Annotated in this window: 24 protein-coding genes; 20 read left to right on the forward strand and 4 right to left on the reverse strand. The window is 64.4% G+C overall.

Annotation, left to right across the window (positions count from 1 at the left end; all coding sequences use genetic code 11):
• The first annotated feature begins 100 nt into the window (after nucleotides 1–100).
• From PSV40_RS20760 to tatC, 16 genes are all read left to right on the forward strand, one after another.
• On the forward strand, nucleotides 101–349 hold the full coding sequence (locus tag PSV40_RS20760; RefSeq protein ID WP_300541470.1) for a BolA family protein: 249 nt from the start codon (nucleotides 101–103) through the stop codon (nucleotides 347–349).
• A gap of 8 nt (nucleotides 350–357) precedes the next feature.
• Nucleotides 358–1,644, forward strand: a complete 1,287-nt coding sequence (gene murA / locus PSV40_RS20765) for a UDP-N-acetylglucosamine 1-carboxyvinyltransferase (protein WP_300541472.1) — start codon at nucleotides 358–360, stop codon at nucleotides 1,642–1,644.
• A complete protein-coding gene (hisG, locus tag PSV40_RS20770; RefSeq protein WP_300541474.1) occupies nucleotides 1,641–2,288 on the forward strand; it encodes an ATP phosphoribosyltransferase in 648 nt (215 codons plus the stop codon). Before murA ends, hisG begins: the two co-directional genes overlap by 4 nt.
• A 7-nt stretch (nucleotides 2,289–2,295) precedes the next feature.
• The gene (gene hisD / locus PSV40_RS20775) at nucleotides 2,296–3,618 is read left to right on the forward strand and encodes a histidinol dehydrogenase (RefSeq protein WP_300541476.1); all 1,323 of its coding nucleotides are present in this window, start codon (nucleotides 2,296–2,298) and stop codon (nucleotides 3,616–3,618) included.
• Nucleotides 3,615–4,691 (forward strand): histidinol-phosphate transaminase, encoded by a 1,077-nt coding sequence (hisC, locus tag PSV40_RS20780; protein WP_300541478.1) that lies wholly within the window; start codon nucleotides 3,615–3,617, stop codon nucleotides 4,689–4,691. Before hisD ends, hisC begins: the two co-directional genes overlap by 4 nt.
• Nucleotides 4,688–5,308 (forward strand): imidazoleglycerol-phosphate dehydratase HisB, encoded by a 621-nt coding sequence (gene hisB, locus PSV40_RS20785; RefSeq protein ID WP_300541480.1) that lies wholly within the window; start codon nucleotides 4,688–4,690, stop codon nucleotides 5,306–5,308. The genes hisC and hisB overlap by 4 nt, the downstream gene beginning before the upstream one ends.
• 85 nt (nucleotides 5,309–5,393) lie before the next feature.
• Nucleotides 5,394–6,062 (forward strand): imidazole glycerol phosphate synthase subunit HisH, encoded by a 669-nt coding sequence (hisH, locus tag PSV40_RS20790; RefSeq protein WP_300541482.1) that lies wholly within the window; start codon nucleotides 5,394–5,396, stop codon nucleotides 6,060–6,062.
• Between the two features lie 94 nt (nucleotides 6,063–6,156).
• On the forward strand, nucleotides 6,157–6,897 hold the full coding sequence (hisA, locus tag PSV40_RS20795; RefSeq protein ID WP_300541484.1) for a 1-(5-phosphoribosyl)-5-[(5-phosphoribosylamino)methylideneamino]imidazole-4-carboxamide isomerase: 741 nt from the start codon (nucleotides 6,157–6,159) through the stop codon (nucleotides 6,895–6,897).
• Between the two features lie 142 nt (nucleotides 6,898–7,039).
• The gene (gene hisF, locus PSV40_RS20800; protein ID WP_300541486.1) at nucleotides 7,040–7,819 is read left to right on the forward strand and encodes an imidazole glycerol phosphate synthase subunit HisF; all 780 of its coding nucleotides are present in this window, start codon (nucleotides 7,040–7,042) and stop codon (nucleotides 7,817–7,819) included.
• 296 nt (nucleotides 7,820–8,115) lie between these two features.
• Nucleotides 8,116–8,505 (forward strand): phosphoribosyl-AMP cyclohydrolase, encoded by a 390-nt coding sequence (gene hisI, locus PSV40_RS20805; RefSeq protein WP_300541488.1) that lies wholly within the window; start codon nucleotides 8,116–8,118, stop codon nucleotides 8,503–8,505.
• A 3-nt stretch (nucleotides 8,506–8,508) separates the two neighbouring features.
• The gene (locus PSV40_RS20810) at nucleotides 8,509–8,889 is read left to right on the forward strand and encodes a phosphoribosyl-ATP diphosphatase (RefSeq protein WP_300541490.1); all 381 of its coding nucleotides are present in this window, start codon (nucleotides 8,509–8,511) and stop codon (nucleotides 8,887–8,889) included.
• Between the two features lie 22 nt (nucleotides 8,890–8,911).
• Nucleotides 8,912–9,283, forward strand: coding sequence for a hypothetical protein (locus PSV40_RS20815; RefSeq protein ID WP_300541492.1), 372 nt, complete (start codon nucleotides 8,912–8,914; stop codon nucleotides 9,281–9,283).
• A 26-nt stretch (nucleotides 9,284–9,309) separates the two neighbouring features.
• The gene (locus PSV40_RS20820) at nucleotides 9,310–9,684 is read left to right on the forward strand and encodes a histidine triad nucleotide-binding protein (protein ID WP_300541494.1); all 375 of its coding nucleotides are present in this window, start codon (nucleotides 9,310–9,312) and stop codon (nucleotides 9,682–9,684) included.
• Nucleotides 9,685–9,963: 279 nt separating this feature from the next.
• Complete coding sequence (gene tatA / locus PSV40_RS20825; protein WP_300541496.1) at nucleotides 9,964–10,206, forward strand: Sec-independent protein translocase subunit TatA; 243 nt, start codon at nucleotides 9,964–9,966, stop codon at nucleotides 10,204–10,206.
• A gap of 144 nt (nucleotides 10,207–10,350) precedes the next feature.
• Entirely contained in the window at nucleotides 10,351–10,830 is a 480-nt protein-coding gene (tatB, locus tag PSV40_RS20830; RefSeq protein WP_300541498.1) for a Sec-independent protein translocase protein TatB, read from the forward strand.
• Nucleotides 10,831–10,894: 64 nt separating this feature from the next.
• A complete protein-coding gene (tatC, locus tag PSV40_RS20835; RefSeq protein WP_300541500.1) occupies nucleotides 10,895–11,695 on the forward strand; it encodes a twin-arginine translocase subunit TatC in 801 nt (266 codons plus the stop codon).
• A gap of 69 nt (nucleotides 11,696–11,764) precedes the next feature.
• On the opposite strand, the gene PSV40_RS20840 is transcribed toward tatC, so the two are convergent.
• Entirely contained in the window at nucleotides 11,765–12,919 is a 1,155-nt protein-coding gene (locus tag PSV40_RS20840; protein ID WP_300541502.1) for a trypsin-like peptidase domain-containing protein, read from the reverse strand.
• A gap of 255 nt (nucleotides 12,920–13,174) precedes the next feature.
• On the opposite strand from PSV40_RS20840, the gene cysK reads away from it, so the two are divergent.
• Nucleotides 13,175–14,101, forward strand: a complete 927-nt coding sequence (gene cysK, locus PSV40_RS20845) for a cysteine synthase A (RefSeq protein ID WP_300541504.1) — start codon at nucleotides 13,175–13,177, stop codon at nucleotides 14,099–14,101.
• A gap of 112 nt (nucleotides 14,102–14,213) precedes the next feature.
• Entirely contained in the window at nucleotides 14,214–14,996 is a 783-nt protein-coding gene (locus PSV40_RS20850; RefSeq protein ID WP_300541506.1) for a Nif3-like dinuclear metal center hexameric protein, read from the forward strand.
• A gap of 7 nt (nucleotides 14,997–15,003) precedes the next feature.
• Here PSV40_RS20850 and PSV40_RS20855 read toward each other — a convergent pair whose 3' ends face one another.
• On the reverse strand, nucleotides 15,004–15,714 hold the full coding sequence (locus PSV40_RS20855; protein WP_300541508.1) for a GGDEF domain-containing protein: 711 nt from the start codon (nucleotides 15,712–15,714) through the stop codon (nucleotides 15,004–15,006).
• A complete protein-coding gene (locus PSV40_RS20860) occupies nucleotides 15,696–16,298 on the reverse strand; it encodes a hypothetical protein (protein ID WP_300541510.1) in 603 nt (200 codons plus the stop codon). The genes PSV40_RS20855 and PSV40_RS20860 overlap by 19 nt, the downstream gene beginning before the upstream one ends.
• 193 nt (nucleotides 16,299–16,491) lie before the next feature.
• Between PSV40_RS20860 and pdxA the strand changes: the two genes are divergently transcribed.
• Entirely contained in the window at nucleotides 16,492–17,553 is a 1,062-nt protein-coding gene (gene pdxA / locus PSV40_RS20865; protein ID WP_300541512.1) for a 4-hydroxythreonine-4-phosphate dehydrogenase PdxA, read from the forward strand.
• 162 nt (nucleotides 17,554–17,715) lie between these two features.
• Here the strand turns inward: pdxA and mscL are convergent, their stop codons facing one another.
• Complete coding sequence (gene mscL, locus PSV40_RS20870; protein WP_300541514.1) at nucleotides 17,716–18,135, reverse strand: large conductance mechanosensitive channel protein MscL; 420 nt, start codon at nucleotides 18,133–18,135, stop codon at nucleotides 17,716–17,718.
• Nucleotides 18,136–18,368: 233 nt separating this feature from the next.
• Here mscL and petA point away from each other — a divergent pair, with 233 nt between their 5' ends.
• Nucleotides 18,369–18,992, forward strand: a complete 624-nt coding sequence (petA, locus tag PSV40_RS20875) for a ubiquinol-cytochrome c reductase iron-sulfur subunit (protein WP_096699600.1) — start codon at nucleotides 18,369–18,371, stop codon at nucleotides 18,990–18,992.
• Nucleotides 18,993–19,002: the final 10 nt, after the last annotated feature.

Here is a 19,002-nt window from a genome sequence, read left to right on the forward strand (position 1 = left end):
ACTGCGCTGCCCCCCGAGGGGGCGCTTCGCCTGCGGACCGGCGGAGCCGGATCCGCGGCCCCTGCTTGAATGAATACAACTCCAGCGTAACCAATAAAACATGACCAGCGAAGAACTCCAAACCATCATTGCCGCAGGCCTGCCTTGCGAACACATCGAGCTCACCGGCGACGGCCGGCATTGGTATGCCACCATCGTGTCTGCCGCTTTTGAAGGCCAGCGCCTGATCCAGCGTCACCAGCGTGTGTACGCCACGCTGGGCGGGCGCATGCAGACGGACGAGGTGCATGCCCTGTCCATGAAAACCTACACACCGGCCGAGTGGGCCGCCAGCGGCGCGGAAGAATAAACAGACCTATGGACAAACTACTCATCAGGGGCGGCCGGTCGCTTGCCGGCACCGTCGATATCTCGGGCGCCAAAAACGCCGCACTGCCGGAACTGTGCGCAGCTTTGCTGACGGCAGACACCGTGACACTTGAAAATGTGCCGCGCCTGCAGGACGTGGCCACCATGCTCAAGCTGATCCGAAACATGGGGGTGACGGCCGACCGCAGCGACAGCGTGCCTGGCAGCGTGGTCATCAACGCAGGCGCCCTGAGCTCTCCAGAAGCGCCGTACGAGCTGGTCAAGACCATGCGCGCGTCGGTGCTCGCGCTGGGCCCGCTGCTGGCGCGTTTTGGCGAGGCCACGGTGTCGCTGCCCGGCGGCTGCGCCATCGGCTCGCGGCCGGTGGACCAGCACATCAAGGGCATGCAGGCCATGGGCGCCGACATCGTGGTCGAACACGGCTACATGATTGCCAAACTGCCGGCCGGACCCAACGGCCAACGCGGGCGCCTGAAGGGTTGCAGCATCCTGACCGACATGGTCACGGTCACCGGCACCGAAAATTTCCTCATGGCAGCCACCCTGGCCGAAGGTGAAACCATTCTCGAAAATGCGGCGCAGGAGCCAGAGATCGGCGACCTGGCCGAGATGCTGATCAAGATGGGCGCGAAGATTGAAGGCCATGGCAGCAGCCGCATCCGCATCCAGGGTGTGGAGCGCCTGCACGGCTGCACCCATCAGGTGGTGGCCGACCGCATCGAGACCGGCACCTTTCTGTGTGCCGTGGCGGCTACCGGCGGCGACGTGGTGCTGCGCCACGGCCGCGCCGAGCACCTTGAGGCTGTGATCGACAAGCTGCGTGATGCCGGCGCCGTGATCACTGCGGGTGACGGTTTTATCCGTGTCCAGGCCGCGGGCCGCATGCAGGCGCAGTCCTTCCGGACCACCGAGTACCCGGGTTTTCCGACCGACATGCAGGCCCAGTTCATGGCGCTCAATGCGATTGCCGAGGGACCGAGCAAGGTGACGGAAACGATTTTTGAAAACCGTTTCATGCACGTCAACGAGATGGTGCGCCTGGGCGCGAAGATCGAGATCGACGGCAAGTTCGCCATCATCGAAGGGGTGGAAAAGCTTTCCGGCGCGACCGTGATGGCGACCGACCTGCGCGCGTCGGCCAGCCTGGTGATCGCCGGCCTGGTGGCCGAGGGCGAAACGCTGATTGACCGCATCTACCACCTGGACCGCGGCTATGACCAGATGGAAGCCAAGCTGCGCGGCATAGGCGCGGACATTGAAAGAATCAAGTCATGATCACGCTCGCTCTGTCCAAGGGCCGCATCTTCGACGAGACCCTGCCGCTGCTGAAAGCCGCCGGCATCGAAGTGCTGGAAGACCCGGAAAAATCGCGCAAGCTGATCATAGGCACCAACCGGCCCGACGTGCGGGTGGTGCTGGTGCGCGCCACCGACGTGCCTACCTATGTGCAGTATGGCGGCGCCGACATCGGCGTGACCGGCAAGGACACCCTGATCGAACACGGCGGCCAGGGCCTGTACCAGCCGCTGGACCTGCAGATCGCCAAATGCCGCATGAGTGTGGCGGTGCGTGCCGGTTTCGACTATGAAGCGGCAGTGAAACAGGGCTCGCGCCTGAAGGTGGCGACCAAGTTCGTCAGCATCGCGCGCGATTTTTTCGCCACCAAGGGCGTGCACGTGGACCTGATCAAGCTCTACGGCAGCATGGAGCTGGCGCCGCTGACCGGCCTGGCCGACGCGATTGTCGACCTGGTCAGCAGCGGCAACACGCTCAAGGCCAACCACCTGGTCGAGGTCGAGCGCATCATGGACATCAGCTCGCATCTGGTGGTCAACCAGGTCGCGCTCAAGCTCAAGCAGGCGCCGATACGCGCCATCATCGATGCTTTTTCGTCGGCCATCGCCCGGCCTGTTACTTGAAAATGCTATGAATTTAGTAGCTACTCCCGCCCGCCTGTCAACGGTTGAGGTCACTTTTGAGGCCCAATTCACGGCGCGCCTGCACTGGTCGGCCGACACCGACGCGGCGATCGAGCAGCGCGTGGCCGACATCCTGGCCGATGTGCAGCAGCGCGGCGATGCGGCCGTGCTCGAATACACCGCCCGTTTTGACGGGCTGACGGCAGCTTCGATGGATGCGCTGGAACTCACACAAGCCGAACTCAAGGCCGCTTTCGACACGATTCCCGCAGCGCAGCGCGAAGCGTTGCAAGCCGCCGCGCGCCGCGTGCGCAGCTACCACGAGGCGCAGAAAAAGGCCAATGGCGAGAGCTGGAGCTACCGCGACGAAGACGGCAGCCTGCTCGGCCAGAAGGTCACGCCGCTGGACCGCGTCGGCATTTACGTCCCGGGCGGCAAGGCGGCCTACCCGTCTTCGGTGCTGATGAACGCCATTCCCGCCCATGTGGCCGGTGTCGGCGAAATCATCATGGTGGTGCCCACGCCGAAAGGCGAAAAAAACGCGCTGGTGCTGGCTGCCGCCTATGTGGCCGGCGTCACACGCGCCTTCACCATCGGCGGCGCGCAAGCGGTGGCGGCGCTGGCCTACGGCACGCAGACCGTGCCCAAGGTCGACAAGATCACCGGCCCGGGCAACGCCTATGTGGCCAGCGCCAAGAAGCGTGTCTTTGGCACGGTGGGCATCGACATGATCGCCGGCCCCAGCGAAATCCTGGTGCTGGCCGACGGCAGCACGCCGGCCGACTGGGTGGCGATGGACCTGTTCAGCCAGGCCGAGCACGACGAACTCGCGCAAAGCATCCTGCTGTGCCCGGATGCGGCTTATATCGATGCGGTGCAGGAGGCCATCAACCGCCTCTTGCCCGGCATGCCGCGTGCGGAGATCATCGCCAAGTCCCTCACCGGCCGCGGCGCCCTGATCCACACCCGCAGCATGGAAGAGGCTTGCGCCATCAGCAACCGCATTGCGCCCGAACACCTGGAAGTCTCCAGCCGCGACCCGCACAAGTGGGAACCCCTGCTCAAACACGCCGGTGCCATCTTCCTGGGCGCCTACACCAGCGAATCGCTGGGTGACTACTGCGCCGGCCCCAACCACGTGTTGCCGACCAGCGGTACCGCGCGTTTCTCCAGTCCGCTGGGCGTGTACGACTTCCAGAAACGCTCCAGCATCATCGAAGTCAGCGAAGCCGGCGCGCAGACGCTGGGCAAGATTGCTGCCGAGCTGGCGTATGGCGAGGGGCTGCAGGCGCACGCCCGTGCTGCCGAAATGAGAATGAAAAAACAATGAACGATGTTGCTCCTGCGCTGAAAAAACTGATCCGCCAGGACGTCCAGTCCATGCACGCCTACGCCATTCAAGATTCGGCCGGCATGATCAAGCTCGATGCGATGGAAAACCCGCACCGCCTGCCACCGGCGCTGCAGGCGCACTTGGGCCAGCGCCTGGGCGCACTGGCCCTGAACCGCTACCCGGACGGCCGTGTCAACGACTTGCGCCAGGCGCTGGCCGGCTACGCGCAGATGCCCGAAGGTTTCGACCTCATGCTGGGCAACGGCTCCGACGAGCTGATCTCGCTGCTCGCCATGGCCTGCGACGTGCCCGGCGCTTCCATCCTCGCGCCGCTGCCCGGTTTTGTGATGTACGCGATGAGTGCGCAGTTGCAGGGGCTGAAGTTCATCGGTGTGCCCTTGACGCCCGACTTCGAGCTGGACGAGGCCGCCATGCTGGCAGCCATTGCAGAGCTTCAACCCTCCATCATCTACATCGCCTACCCGAACAACCCGACGGCCAACCTCTGGGACGACGCGGTGATTGAAAAAATCATTGCCGCGGCGCCCGGCCTGGTGGTGATCGACGAGGCCTACCAGCCGTTTTCGAGCAAAAGCTACATCGACCGCATCGGCAGACACAGCCACGTGCTGCTGATGCGCACGCTGAGCAAGTTCGGCCTGGCCGGCGTGCGGATTGGCTACATGATGGGCCCGAAAGCCCTGATCGCCGAGATCGACAAGGTGCGCCCGCCCTACAACATCAGCGTACTCAATTACGAGTGCGCACTGTTTGCGCTCGAACATGCCGACGTGTTTGCGGCCCAAGCCCAGGAAATACGGGCGCAGCGCGCTATTCTTTTCGAAGCGCTGCAGGTTATGGCGGGTGTCCGGACCTGGAAAAGCGATGCCAACATGATCCTGGTGCGGGTGCCCGATGCCCAGAAAACCTTCGAGAGCATGCGGGCACGCAAGGTACTGGTCAAAAACGTTTCTAAAATGCATCCATTGCTGGCCAACTGCCTGCGCCTGACCGTTGGCACCGCCGACGACAATGTGCGGATGCTGGCAGCCCTCAAAGAATCCCTATGACCACCCCCACCGCCATGGCACCCCTTGCCCCGAGAACGGCTGAAGTTTCGCGCAACACCGCCGAAACCCAGATCACCGTCAAGCTCAACCTCGACGGCACCGGTCAGGCCAGCCTGTCCACGGGCATCGGCTTTTTCGACCACATGCTGGACCAGATCGCGCGGCATGGCCTGATTGATCTGGACATCCAGGCCAAGGGCGACCTGCACATCGACGGCCACCACACGGTGGAAGACGTGGGCATCACCCTGGGGCAGGCCGTGGCCCAGGCGGTCGGCGACAAGAAGGGCCTGCGCCGCTACGGCCACGCATATGTGCCGCTGGACGAAGCGCTGTCGCGCGTGGTCATCGACTTTTCGGGCCGGCCCGGGCTGGACATGCATGTGCCTTTCAAGAGCGGCATGATCGGCGCCTTCGACAGCCAGCTGGCCTATGAGTTCTTCCAGGGCTTTGCGAACCATGCCTTTGTGACCCTGCACATTGACAACCTCAAGGGTGACAACGCGCACCACCAGGCCGAAACCGTCTTCAAGGCCTTTGCCCGTGCCCTGCGCATGGCGCTGGAGATCGACCCCCGGTCGGCGGGCGTGATTCCCTCGACCAAAGGCTCGCTGTAGGCTGAATTTTTTATATGTTTTTGCCCTCCAGCCCAAGCTGTACTTGCGCAGACAGCTATAAAAACAGTAGCAAACTTCCGTCCTGATGGCCAAATTCAAGAAAATTGCGGTGGTGGACTACGGCATGGGCAACCTGCGCTCGGTGTCGCAGGCGGTCCAGCACGTGACGGCCGACAGTGGTTTCGAGGTGGTCGTGACCTCCAGCGCGCAGGATGTGCTGGACGCCGACCGCATCGTCCTGCCCGGCCAGGGCGCGATTGCCGACTGCATGCACGAGCTGCAGGCCGCGGGCATGCTGGAGGCCGTGCTGCAGGCGGCCGCCAGCAAGCCGCTGTTCGGCGTCTGTGTCGGCATGCAGATGCTGCTGGACCACAGCGCGGAAGGGCGGGGCAGCGAAGGCACGCGCGGCCTGGGCCTGATTCCGGGCGAGGTGCTCAAGTTTGACCTGGCCGGGCGGCTGCAGCCCGACGGCAGCCGCTACAAGGTGCCGCAAATGGGCTGGAACCAGGTGTACCAATCGGTGCCGGCCCATCCCTTGTGGGCAGGCATACCGGATGGATCCTGGTTTTATTTCGTGCACAGCTTTTACGCGCGCCCGTCGGATGCGCGCCACACCGCGGGCGAGGCCGACTACGGCGCGCGCTTTACGGCGGCGGTTGCGCGCGATAATATTTTTGCCACCCAGTTTCACCCCGAAAAAAGCGCAGACCAGGGACTGGCCCTGTACCGCAACTTCCTGCACTGGAATCCCTGATTCGTTACCCGGCCTGCCAGCCCCCAGTCCCCGTTCATCCCTGCCGCACCGCTTTCCTCACCTCTCACTTTCATCCACCGTTGCCTCATTGCCCATGCTACTCATCCCCGCGATTGACTTGAAAGACGGCCATTGTGTGCGCCTCAAACAGGGCGACATGGACCAGTCCACCATCTTCAGCGAAGACCCGGCCGCCATGGCGCGCAGCTGGGTCGACAAGGGCGCGCGCCGCCTGCACCTGGTGGACCTGAACGGCGCCTTTGCCGGCAAACCCAAAAATGAAGCGGCCATCCGCAAGATCCTGCTGGAGGTCGGCAGCGAAATCGACGTGCAGCTGGGCGGCGGCATCCGCGACCTGGACACCATCGAGCGTTACCTCGACTCCGGCCTGCGCTACGTGATCATCGGCACGGCGGCGGTGAAAAACCCCGGCTTCCTGCAGGACGCCTGCACGGCTTTTGGCGGCCACATCATCGTCGGGCTCGATGCCAAGGACGGCAAGGTCGCCACCGACGGCTGGAGCAAGATGACCGGCCATGAAGTGGTGGACCTCGGCAAGAAATTCCAGGACTACGGCGTCGAATCCATCATTTACACCGACATCGGCCGCGACGGCATGCTCACCGGCATCAACATCGAGGCCACCGTCAAGCTGGCCCAGGCGCTGACGATTCCCGTGATCGCCTCGGGTGGCCTGTCCAACATGGCCGACATCGAGGCGCTGTGCGCGGTCGAGGACGAAGGCGTCGAAGGTGTGATTTGCGGCCGCTCGATTTACAGCGGTGACCTGGACTTTGCCGCAGCGCAGACCCGCGCTGATGAATTAAACGGATGAGCGCAACCGTGACGAGTGATAGTTCTGCATACCAGCCAGGTCCGCGGAACCGGCTTTGCCGGGCCGCAGGCGCAGCGGCCCCTTTTTCGGTGAAAGGGGCAGGGAGTCGCCGCAGGCTCGGAGTGAGCGACCGTGGGGGCGCATGTTAGCCAAACGAATCATTCCTTGTCTTGATGTGACCGGCGGCCGCGTCGTCAAGGGTGTCAACTTTGTCGAGCTGCGCGACGCCGGCGACCCGGTGGAAATTGCCGCGCGCTACAACGAACAGGGCGCCGACGAGCTGACCTTTCTGGACATCACGGCCACCAGCGACGGGCGCGACCTGATCCTGCACATCATCGAAGCGGTGGCCTCGCAGGTGTTCATTCCGCTGACGGTGGGTGGCGGGGTGCGCACCGTGGATGACGTGCGGCGGTTGCTCAATGCCGGGGCCGACAAGACCAGCTTCAATTCGGCCGCGTTGGCCAATCCGCAGGTGATCGAAGACGCCTCCGGCAAATACGGCGCACAGTGCATCGTGGTGGCCATCGACGCCAAACGCCGCTCCGACGAGGAAGCGCTGACGCGCGGTCCTGGCTGGGACGTCTACAGCCATGGCGGGCGAAAAAACACCGGGCTGGACGCCGTGGCCTGGGCGACCGAGATGGCGCGGCGCGGCGCCGGCGAAATCCTGCTGACCAGCATGGACCGCGACGGCACCAAGTCCGGCTTCGACCTGGCCCTGACCCGCGCCGTCAGCGACGCGGTCAGCGTGCCGGTGATCGCCTCCGGCGGTGTTGGCAACCTCGACCACCTGGCCGACGGCATCCAGATCGGCGGCGCCGATGCCGTGCTGGCCGCCAGCATTTTCCATTACGGCGAATACACGGTGCAGCAGGCCAAGCAGCACATGGCCGCCCGCGGCATCCCCGTACGACTCTAGTTTCAAGCTTTTTAGGCCCCTAGCCCATATCTGACGGGCGCAAACAGCTATCGATTTGATAGTGATGCCTGCAGTCGGCGGTGCTGGTCTCCATTCCAGCCGGGGCCGCGTAACCGGCTCTGCCGGGCCGCAGGCGCAGCGGCCCCGAGGGGCTGGAGCCTGCGGCTCCAAACCTGCTTGAGCAGGTTTGGACAGGCGACAGAAGCGAAGCCTCTGGCGAGCGGCGGCCTGCAAGGCCTCGCGCCGTACACGAAGTGACAAGCGTGGGGGCGTAGATGGGCGGCGATAATACTTCCATGAACTGGTTAGACGACATCCAATGGGACGACAAGGGCCTGATCCCTGTCATCACGCAAGAGGCATCGAGCGGCGACGTGCTGATGTTCGCCTGGATGAACCGCGAGGCGCTGCAAAAAACCGCAGAACTCGGCCAGGCCGTGTATTTCAGCCGCTCACGCGGGCGCCTGTGGCACAAGGGCGAAGAGTCCGGTCACCTGCAGACCGTGCACGAGATCCGGCTGGACTGCGACAACGACGTGATTTTGCTGAAGGTGACGCAGCTCGGCCACGAACCCGGCATCGCCTGCCACACCGGGCGTCACAGCTGCTTTTTCAGCGTTTACAAAGGCGGGCAGTGGGTGGTGACCGAGCCGGTCCTCAAAGACCCGACAACCATTTACAAGTAAGCCATGACTTCCAACGATTCCCTGCAGCGCCTCGCGCAAATCATCGAAAGCCGCAAGCCGGCCCGCGGCGGCGACCCGCAAACCAGCTATGTGGCGCGTCTGCTGCACAAGGGCCCGGACGCCTTCCTGAAGAAAATCGGCGAAGAGGCCACGGAGACGGTGATGGCCGCCAAGGACATGGACCACGGCGGCGCCACACCCGAACTCAGCGCCAGGCTGGTCGGTGAAGTCGCCGACCTGTGGTTTCACAGCCTGATCGCACTGGCGCATTACGGCTTGTCGCCGGCCGACGTGATTGCCGAGCTGGAGCGCCGCGAAGGCACCAGCGGCATCGAGGAAAAAGCCCTGCGCAAGGTGCAGGCCCGCGAGGCGACTGAAAAATAAGACGAAGCACGAAAGGGCATCCATGAGCGAGACCGACCTGGCAGAATTCGACACCAAAAACCCCAACGACCGCATCGTCATGCATGTGCTCTATGGCCTGCACACGCTGGCCTGGTTCAGCGGCGGCGTTTTTGCGGTGATCGCGCTGATCATCAACTACATCCGGCGTGGCGAAGAGTCCGACGCGCTGTACATCGACCACCACAACTACATGATCCAGACCTTCTGGTGGACGCTGATGTGGCTGGTCCTGCTGTCGCCGCTGTGGCTGCTGCTGGTCCTGCCGGGCGCCATCGCCTATGGCATCGTCTGGCTCTGGTACCTGTACCGCTGCGTGCGCGGCTGGATGCGTTTCAACAGCCACCGGCCTGCCCGCAGCGTGCCATCCCTCTGACCCCCTTTTCCCCGCAAGAGCCTGCCATGAGCCAGCCCAGCCCCCACGCCCCCGACAACTGCATTTTCTGCAAGATTGCCGCCGGCCAGATTCCCAGCCGCAAGGTGTATGAAGACGAGGAGATTTTCGTTTTCCACGACATCCACCCCTGGGCGCCGGTGCATTTCCTGATGATCCCGAAGGCGCACATTCCCTCGCTGGCGCAGGTCGGGCCTGAACACGCGGCTTTGCTGGGCCGCATGATGGTGCTGGCCCCGCAGCTCGCGGTGGCGCAGGGTTGCAACCCCTACCCCGAAGGCGGTTTCCGCATGGTGAGCAACACCGGCGCGGAGGGCGGCCAGGAAGTGCACCACCTGCACATCCATGTGATGGGCGGCCCCCGGCCCTGGTTAAAGGGTTGACCCCCACGGTTGCTCGCTTCGCGTAGCGCCCTGCCCCCGAGGGGGCCGCTGCGCCTGCGGGCCGGCAAAGCCGGACCCGCGGCCCCGGTTGCGTTAAAGAAAAGCCCTTCGTTCGTTGGAAGGGTAAATGCCCACTTGCAGCCGACGGACCGGGCCCCAATTAAGGCAGGTGTGTTGTCAGGGTGGTCAATGCGGGTCATTCCGGTCCATCCCCCTGACAAGCCCTTTAGAATGGGCACAATGTTGTGCAAGCTTGCAATTAAAGTTTAGGAGAGAACCATGGGCTCATTTTCCATTTGGCACTGGCTGATCGTGCTGTTGATCGTCGTGATGGTGTTCGGCACCAAAAAGCTCAAGAACATGGGCGGCGACCTCGGTGGCGCCGTCAAGGGCTTCAAGGACGGCATGAAAGAAGGCGGTCAGAGCACTGCGGACGACAAGGACGCACCTGCCGGCCAGGTCAGCCACGCCCAGGCCGCCGACAAAGCCACGATCGACGTGGAAGCCAAGCAGAAGTCTTGAAAAATATGGGCCCCCACGCTTGCCACTGCGTGTGCTGCGCTGCCCCCCGAGGGGGCTGGCCTTGCTTGGGGCGGCCCGGCGCTGCGGCCGCCGGCCTTCACGTATCCCACTTCGCGTGGTGTGCCGACCGTGACCTGATCCCGAATGATTGATCTCGGCATTTCGAAAATCGCGCTGATAGGCGCTGTGGCCCTGATCGTGATCGGCCCGGAAAAACTGCCGCGCCTGGCGCGCACGGTGGGCACGCTGCTGGGCAAGGCGCAGCGTTATGTGGCCGACGTCAAGCAGGAAGTCAACCGCTCGATGGAGCTCGACGAGCTCAAGAAAATGAAGGAAACGATGGAAGGCGCCGCGCGCGACGTCGAAAACTCCATCCAGACCAACGCCAGTGATTTCGAAAAATCCTGGGCTGAAACCACCGGCACGGCCGCCAGCGACGAGTTGCCCGGCATGATCAGTTTCCCCGAGTACAAACACCCAAAAAAGAACTGGCGCCTCAAACAGGGCGCCACGCCGCAGTGGTACAAGGCCCGCTCCGGCACGCGCACGCGCGCGCAGTCCGGCGCCGCGCGTGTGGCGCGTTATCGCCCCCGTTCCGGCCCTTCCTCCGGGCGCAATGCCTGATTTTTCCTGATCCTTCTTTCCCCGCGCACTTTCCGGCGCCACCCAATCAGCGCAAACACCCCACATGAGCGACCCCAACACCGACAAGCCCGACGAACTCGCGGGCACCGAGCAGCCTTTCGTGCAGCACCTGATGGAGCTGCGCGACCGGATGATCAAGGTGGTCATCGCGATTGGTGTCTGTGCCGCGCTGCTGGCGCTTTACCCCGGCCCCGGCGCGCTGTACGACCTGCTCGCGGCGCCGCTGGTCGCGGCCCTGCCCAAGGGCGCCACGCTGATCGCCACCAACGTGATCTCGCCGTTTGTGGTGCCGATCAAGATTCTTTTCATGGCCGCTTTCATGATTGCGCTACCGGTGGTGCTGTACCAGGTCTGGGCCTTTGTGGCGCCGGGTCTGTATTCGCACGAGAAAAAGCTGGTGATGCCGCTGGTCATCTCCAGCACCTTGCTGTTTTTTATCGGCGTGGCCTTTTCCTACTATTTTGTGTTCGGCCAGGTGTTCAGCTTCATCCAGAGCTTTGCCCCCAAGTCGATCACCGCCGCACCGGATATCGAGGAATACCTCAACTTCGTGCTCGGCATGTTCCTGGCGTTCGGCCTGGCGTTTGAAGTGCCGATCGCGGTGATCCTGCTGGTGCGCATGGGTGTGCTCACCGTGGCGCAGTTGCGCGAATACCGCGGTTACTTCTGGGTGATCGCCGCGATTGCCACGGCGCTGGTCACGCCGCCCGACGCGGGCTCGATGATCATCTTGCTGCTGGTGGTCGGCAGTCTGTACGAAGTCGGCATTGTGGCCGCGCAGATGTTCGCCAAACACACCAAAAAGCCCGACACCGACAGCGACACCGAAGCCGCCAAGTCTTAAGCAAAAAAGGCCTGCAGCCCTTGTCTACAGGGCGCAGGCAGCTCTTAAATTGATAGCGTTCTGGGCGTTTTAACGCTGGATTTTCGGCCGCTGCCGGGTGCCCGGAACCACGGCGATTTCCGTTTTCTTGTCCTTGCGCAGGACCCCCAGCGGTGCCGCCACGCCAGGCTTGAGGCCCGCCACCGCGCTCAGCAGTTCGGTCACGGTGCGGACCGGCTTGCCTGCCACGGTGGTGATCACGTCGCCCGGCACGATGCCGGCCTGCGCGGCCGGGCCGTTTTGCAGCACACCGGTGATGATCACGCCGCCTGCGCCCAGTGCCTCGGGCTTGATGCCAAAGGTCTCGGCCACCTCGGGGCTCAGGTCCTGCGGCTCCACGCCTATCCAGCCGCGCGTGACCTGCCCGTCCTTCACGATGCTTTCGAGCACCTGCTTGCCGGTGGACACCGGAATGGCAAAACCGATGCCCATGGAGCCGCCCGAACGCGAATAAATCGCGGTGTTGATGCCCAGTAGCCGGCCCTGGGTGTCGACCAGCGCGCCGCCCGAATTGCCCGGGTTGATGGCGGCGTCGGTCTGGATGAAGTTCTCGAAGGTGTTGATGCCCAGCTGGTTGCGGCCCAGCGCGCTGACAATGCCGCTGGTGACCGTCTGGCCGACGCCGAAGGGGTTGCCGATGGCCAGCACCGGGTCGCCGACCTGCAGGGTGTCCGAGCTGCCCAGCACGATGACCGGCAGCTTGTCGAGTTCGATTTTCAGGATCGCCAGGTCGGTTTCAGGGTCGGTGCCTATGATTTTGGCCTTGGCCTTGCGCGTGTCGTTGAGGATGACTTCGATGTCGTCCGCGCCTTCGACCACATGGTTGTTGGTCAGGATGTAACCGTTGGGGCTGACGATCACGCCGCTGCCCAGCCCGACCTGCGGCTCGTTTAACCCCCCCTGGTCGCCAAAAAAGAACTTGAACCAGGGGTCGTCCATGTTCGGGTTGCGCGCTGCCGCCTTGCTGGTGTTGATGCTGACCACCGCCGCTGAAGCCGACCTGGCCGCCGCGGCAAAGCTGCCGGCCGGTGCCGGGGCGCCCGGCAGGCCTGCCGGCGCTTCGATCACCGCCACCGCGCCCATGCCCGGCCGGTTTAGCCACTGGGGCTTGAGCGTGGCCACAACAAAATAGGCGGCCAGGAAAACCGTCACGGTTTGGGAAAACAGAAGCCAGAATTTGCGCATGGTGGGTCCAGAAGGAAACGGCCGTGAAGACAGAAAACAGAAAAGCAGAACAGAAAGACAGAAAAAAGGCGGCTGGGCAGGAAAGTTGGGGGCCGGCAGGGAATTACCAAGAGTTGCGATTTTCCCCCACTTTGCACGCGCGCGGCCGTCCCGCGGTCCGTGTCCTGCGCCCCCCGTCGGGAGGAGCCATAATTTGCAGCAGCCCTGCGTCCGTGTAACCGCTCCGGTTCCAGGCAAAAACACAAGGAATCCGCCATGAAAGCTGCCAGCGTCCTCGCCACCATCGGTCATACACCGCACATCCGGATCAACCGGCTGTTTGGGGCGGCCTGCCAGACCCACCAGATCTACATCAAGTCCGAACGCAGCAACCCGGGCGGCTCCATCAAGGACCGCATCGCGCTGTCCATGGTCGAAGCGGCCGAGCAATCCGGCGCGCTCCAGCCCGGCGGCACCATCATCGAGCCGACCTCGGGCAACACCGGCGTGGGCCTGGCCATGGTGGCCGCCGTCAAGGGTTACACACTGGTGCTGGTGATGCCCGACAGCATGAGCACCGAGCGGCGCCGCCTGATGCTGGCCTACGGCGCCAGTTTCGAGCTGACACCGCGCGAAAAAGGCATGAACGGCGCGATTGCCCGCGCCAAGGAGCTGGTATCGCAGACCCCCGGCGCCTGGATGCCGCAGCAGTTTGAAAACCCGGCCAATATCGACATCCACGTGCGCACCACCGCCGAAGAGATCCTGGCGGACTTCCCCGACGGCGTGGACTACCTGATCACCGGCGTTGGCACCGGCGGCCACCTGAGCGGCGTGGCGCAGGTACTCAAGGGCAAATTTCCGGACACCAAGGTCTATGCAGTGGAGCCCTCGGCCTCACCGGTGATCAGCGGCGGCAAACCCTCGCCGCACCCGATCCAGGGCATAGGCGCGGGCTTCATTCCGGCCAACCTGAAAACCAGCCTGCTGGACGGCGTGATCCAGGTCGAAGGCGATGCCGCCAAGGACTATGCCCGCCGCAGCGCGACCGAAGAGGGCCTGCTGGTCGGCATTTCCTCAGGCGCCACGCTGGCCGCCATTGCCCAGAAGCTGCCGGAGATTCCTGCCGGCAGCACGGTGCTGGGTTTCAACTACGACACCGGTGAGCGTTACCTGTCGATCGAGGGCTTCCTGCCCCAATGACCCCCACGCTTGTCGCTGCGCGTACTACGCTGCCCCCCGAGGGGGCCGCTGCGCCTGCGGCCCGGCAAAGCCGGTTCCGCGGCCCCGGCTGGAAAAGAAAGGTGGGATGCCCATGAGTTCTGACAGCTCCGCGATTGCGCCGCGCGCCCTGTTGCTGGGCGCTTTTGACCAGTTGCTGCAGCCCGAAGGTTTCAAGGACTATGGGCCGAACGGCCTGCAGGTCGAGGGCAAGGCGGAGGTGCGCAAGATCGTCTCCGGCGTGACTGCCAGCCTGGCGCTGATCGAGGCGGCCGTCGCCGCCCAGGCCGATGCGATTTTTGTGCACCACGGCCTGTTCTGGCGCGGCCAGGACGGCCGGGTCACCGGCTGGATGAAGCAACGGCTGGCGCTGCTGCTGGCCCACGACATCAACCTCTACGCCTACCACCTGCCGCTGGACGCCCACCCCGAACTCGGCAACAACGCCCAGCTGGGTCTGCAGCTCGGGCTGACGGCCGACCGCTATTTCGGCGAGAACAAGCTGGGTTTCCTGGGCGGGCGCAGCGGCACCAGCGAAGGCTTTGACAGCGCCGACAGCCTGGCGTCCCATGTCAAAAATGCATTAAATCGTCCCGTAACCCTTGTTGGACGGGCGCCGGTAGCTATTAAAAACATAGCGTGGTGCAGCGGTGGCGCGCAGGGCTACTTCGAGGACGCGATTGCCGCCGGGGCCGACGCCTTTATCACCGGCGAGATCTCCGAGCCGCAGGCGCATTACGCCCGCGAGATGGGCGTGGCCTTCATTGCCTGCGGCCACCATGCGTCCGAGCGTTACGGCGCGCCCGCGGTGGCGGCGCACGTGGCCGCGCAGTTCGGGCTGGTGCACGAGTTCATCGACATCGACAACCCGGCCTGAGAGGCTGTCAGGCCGGCGTCTTGCGGGGCCGGGCGCCGTGGCCGTTGTTGCGTGCATGGTGCGGCCGCCCCGAGCGCATGGCGTGCCAGCTCACGCCGAGCTGGGCATTTTCCACCGGTACGGCCTGGCGGGTGATTTCGTCGAGCAGCGCGGCGCGCGAGCGCATGCCGCGTGCGGCCGCGGCCATCTCCTCGGCCTCGTGCAGCAGCTGGGCCACGTCCCTGCCCGCACCCGTCAGATGGACCATGCCGACGCTGATGTCGGCGCTGATCCTGATGCGTTCGCCGTTCAGCGCGCTGATCTCCAGCGGCCGCCGCAGGCTGGAGGCCACGCGTAATCCCATGGTGCGTATCCAGCCGGGCGAATGCAGGCTTTCGATCAGAACCACAAAACAGCGGTCGTAATAACGCCCCGCGGGGTTGACGACACCGGTGTGGCGCTGCATGCGCCGCGCCAGCTGCGCGTAAATCTCGTTCAGGCCGTGCTGGCCCACCTGGTCCAGCAGCCGCTCGGGCTCGAACACCCGCACCGCCATGATTGCGCCGTCGCGCCGGGTGCGCGCCAGCCGGCGCTGCGCACGCAGGATTTTCTGCACCAGCACGACACTGCTGTAAAGCTGGGTGGTGGGGTCGCGCCGCGACTGGCCGGCATGGCGGATTTCCAGGTCCTGGTGGTTGCGCAGCCACAGGGTGACGGCGATCACCGAGGCGCTGAGCAAGCAAGCAGGGCCATGCCGGACTGCAGCAGGACCGAGGGCCGGCTGGTGTTGAGTACCAGCCAGTACAGGCCGAGCTGCAGCGGAAGGGTCAGCAGGCAGCCGGCGGCCAGCCCCCAGGCCAGCCGGTCGCCCTGTTGCGCCGTGCGCACGGCCAGCCACAGCGTCACCGACAGGGCCAGAACGGCCAGCGCCGCCGATGCGGGCAGTTGCCAGCCTGGCGCGAGCAGCAGGCACAGCGGCCCGCCCGCCAGGCACAGGGTGCTGACACTGCGAAAACTCAGGTCGGTGAGCCGGTCGCGCCTGGCCGCCGACAGCCACTGGCCCGCACCGTATGTGCCCAGTCCCCCGCACAGGGGCCCGATCAGCACCTGGGCGGTATGCAGCCAGGACACATCGGGGCTAGGCAGCATGGCTGCCGGAAGACCGCTGAGCAGCGTGAAAAACAGCCAGCAGGCCGTCAGGTAAACCAGGCTCTGCACACTGGCGCGGCTTCGGCTGATGAACGCGTCTGCCGCGCCGAGCAGGACCACCAGGCCAATCGATCCTGCGGCGGCGCTCCAGATGATGGTTTCGGCCGTGTTCATGCCGCCTTGCGCCGCGGCGCGGGAGCGCCGTAGGGCGTTTGCGCGAGAATACCGGCAGGATGCATGTCTTCGCTTTCCCCTGTTCAGTGGCCTTGCCGGCTGCCCAGCCGCCAAGTGAGCCGGCAAGCAGCTTGGGGACGCCGTGCGGCGCCATGCAAACCATTATGGGACGTACAGACCGCCAGGGGAAGACATGCAGGACCTGAGAAACCGGCCACTGGCCATCACCATGGGCGATCCGGCCGGGATCGGGCCGGAAATCATTGCCAAGGCCTTCCGCGACGCGCCAGCCGAACTGGCCGGCTGCGTGGTGGTGGGGGATGTCGCCACCTTGCGCCGCGCCGCGCAGCTGGTGGGTGGCGGCCCGGCCCGGGCAGCACCCGTGGCCCTGCTCGACGCGGCCAGCCACTGGCAGGCGGTGCCGCCGCGCTGCATTCCTGTGCTACAAAAATGTGAGCTGCCTGCGCCCGTGCCTTTTGGGAAAGTCAGTGCTTTGGCCGGCAAGGCGGCGGCGGACTGCATTGTCTGGGCGGCCCGGGCGACCCTGGCTGGCGAGTGCGCGGCGATGGTCACCGCGCCTATTCACAAGGAGGCGCTGGCCGCCGCCGGCGCGGCGTTTGCGCGTTTCCCCGGTCATACCGAACTGCTGCAGGCCGAAGCCGCGGCTTTTCTCGGCAAGGACGTGTCCGCGTTGCCGGTACGCATGATGCTGGCCAATGATGAGCTCAAGACCGTGCTGGTCAGCATTCACCTGTCCCTGCGCGAGGCGATAGCCGCTGTGACTTTCGACAACGTGTTGCAGACCCTGCGTATCACGCACCAGGCGGTGCGCAGCGCCTCGGGCGGCAGGGCGCGCATTGCGGTGGCCGGGCTGAACCCGCATGCGGGCGAGGGCGGCCTGTTTGGCCGCGAAGAGGTGGACATCATCGCGCCGGCGATCGTCAGGGCCCGGGAAGAGGGCCTGGATGTGAGCGGTCCCTTCGCCCCTGACACCGTGTTCATGAGGGCCCGCGCCAAAGCCGGGCAGGGCGGCGAGTTTGACGTGGTGGTGGCGATGTACCACGACCAGGGCCTGATCCCGGTCAAGTACCTGGGGGTGGAGCAGGGCGTCAATGTCACGTTGGGCTTGCCGCTGGTGCGCACCAGCCCGGACCACGGCACGGCGTTTGACATCGCCGGCAGCGGTAGGGCCGACGCGTCCAGCCTGCTGGCGGCCATTCGCATGGCGCGAAAACTGGCCGCCTTAAGAGGATAAAACGCCTGTGGTCCAACAGGGACGGGCGCCAACAGCTATCAAATCAATATCAAAAGCCATGACTTTTCAAGCAGGGGCCGCGTGTCCGGCTTTGCCGGCGCGCAGGCGCCGCCCCTGGAAGGGGGAAGGCGCTACACGCAGTGAGCGACCGACAGGGTGAACTTACCTCTTCAGGCTGTCGCGGATCTCGCGCAGCAGTACGACGTCTTCGGGCGTGGCAGCGGGCGCAGCCGGGGTTTCCTTTTTCAGGCGATTGATCTGCTTGATCATCAGGAAGATGATGAACGCCAGGATGGCGAAGTTGACCGCCACCGTGATGAAGTTGCCGTAGGCAAACACCGGAACGCCGGCTTTCTTCAGCGCGTCGAGCGTCATGGCCGTGCCCGCGGGCACGCTGCCCAGGACTACAAAAAGATTCGAGAAGTCGAGCTTGCCAATCACCGCCCCCACCAGCGGCAGGATCAGGTCGCTGACCACCGAGTCCACAATCTTGGCGAAAGCGGCGCCTATGATCACGCCCACAGCCAGATCAATGACATTGCCCTTGACGGCAAATTCCTTGAATTCCTTCATCAATCCCATGGGGCACTCCTTGCGTGGTGGGTAAACACCTGCCATTGTGCCCATGCGGCAGGGGCAGGGCGTAACGATGCCGCTTCGGACGGCGGCAACGCTGCGGTCCTGCCGATGTCGCAGCCGCGCTGTCGGAATGGGTCTCGCGGCTTGAAAATGCCATTCGCGCTCCGTTACAATCCCGGGTTGACCCCCATAAGCCCTCTTTCAAGTTTTTCAAGCCCTGTTCTTGTAGGACATCCATGACCCAAGCAAGCCTTAACGTGCCGCCCGGCGCACCGATTGACAAAGACAAAAGAAACTGGATCGTGACCACCTGCGCCGTCGGCGGTGCCGGTGTGGCCGCTGTCGCCGTGCCCTTCGTCAGCACCTTCCAGCCTTCCGAGCGTGCAAAAGCCGCCGGTGCTTCGGTCGAAGTCGATATTTCAACCATGAAGCCGGGCGAGAAGCTCACGGTGGAATGGCGCGGCAAGCCGGTCTGGATCGTCAGGCGCACGCCCGAGCAGTTGGCTGGCCTGGCCAAGCTGGACCCGCAGCTGGCCGACCCGAAGTCCGAGCGCAAGCCCGGCGAACTCACACCCGAGTACGCCCGCAACGAAAACCGCTCCATCAAACCCGAATATTTTGTGGCTGTCGGCATCTGCACACACCTGGGCTGCTCGCCCAGCGACAAGTTCACCCCTGGTGCACAGCCATCGCTGCCGGATGACTGGGCGGGCGGTTTTCTGTGCGCCTGCCACGGTTCGACCTTCGACATCGCCGGCCGCGTCTACAAAAACAAGCCGGCACCGGACAACCTCGAAGTGCCGCCTCACATGTACCTGTCAGATGCCAAGCTGCTGATTGGTGAGGACAAAAAAGCCTGAAGCTTTGCTG

This window comes from Polaromonas sp. (genome assembly GCF_029945925.1).
Classification (GTDB): Bacteria; Pseudomonadota; Gammaproteobacteria; order Burkholderiales; family Burkholderiaceae_C; genus Polaromonas.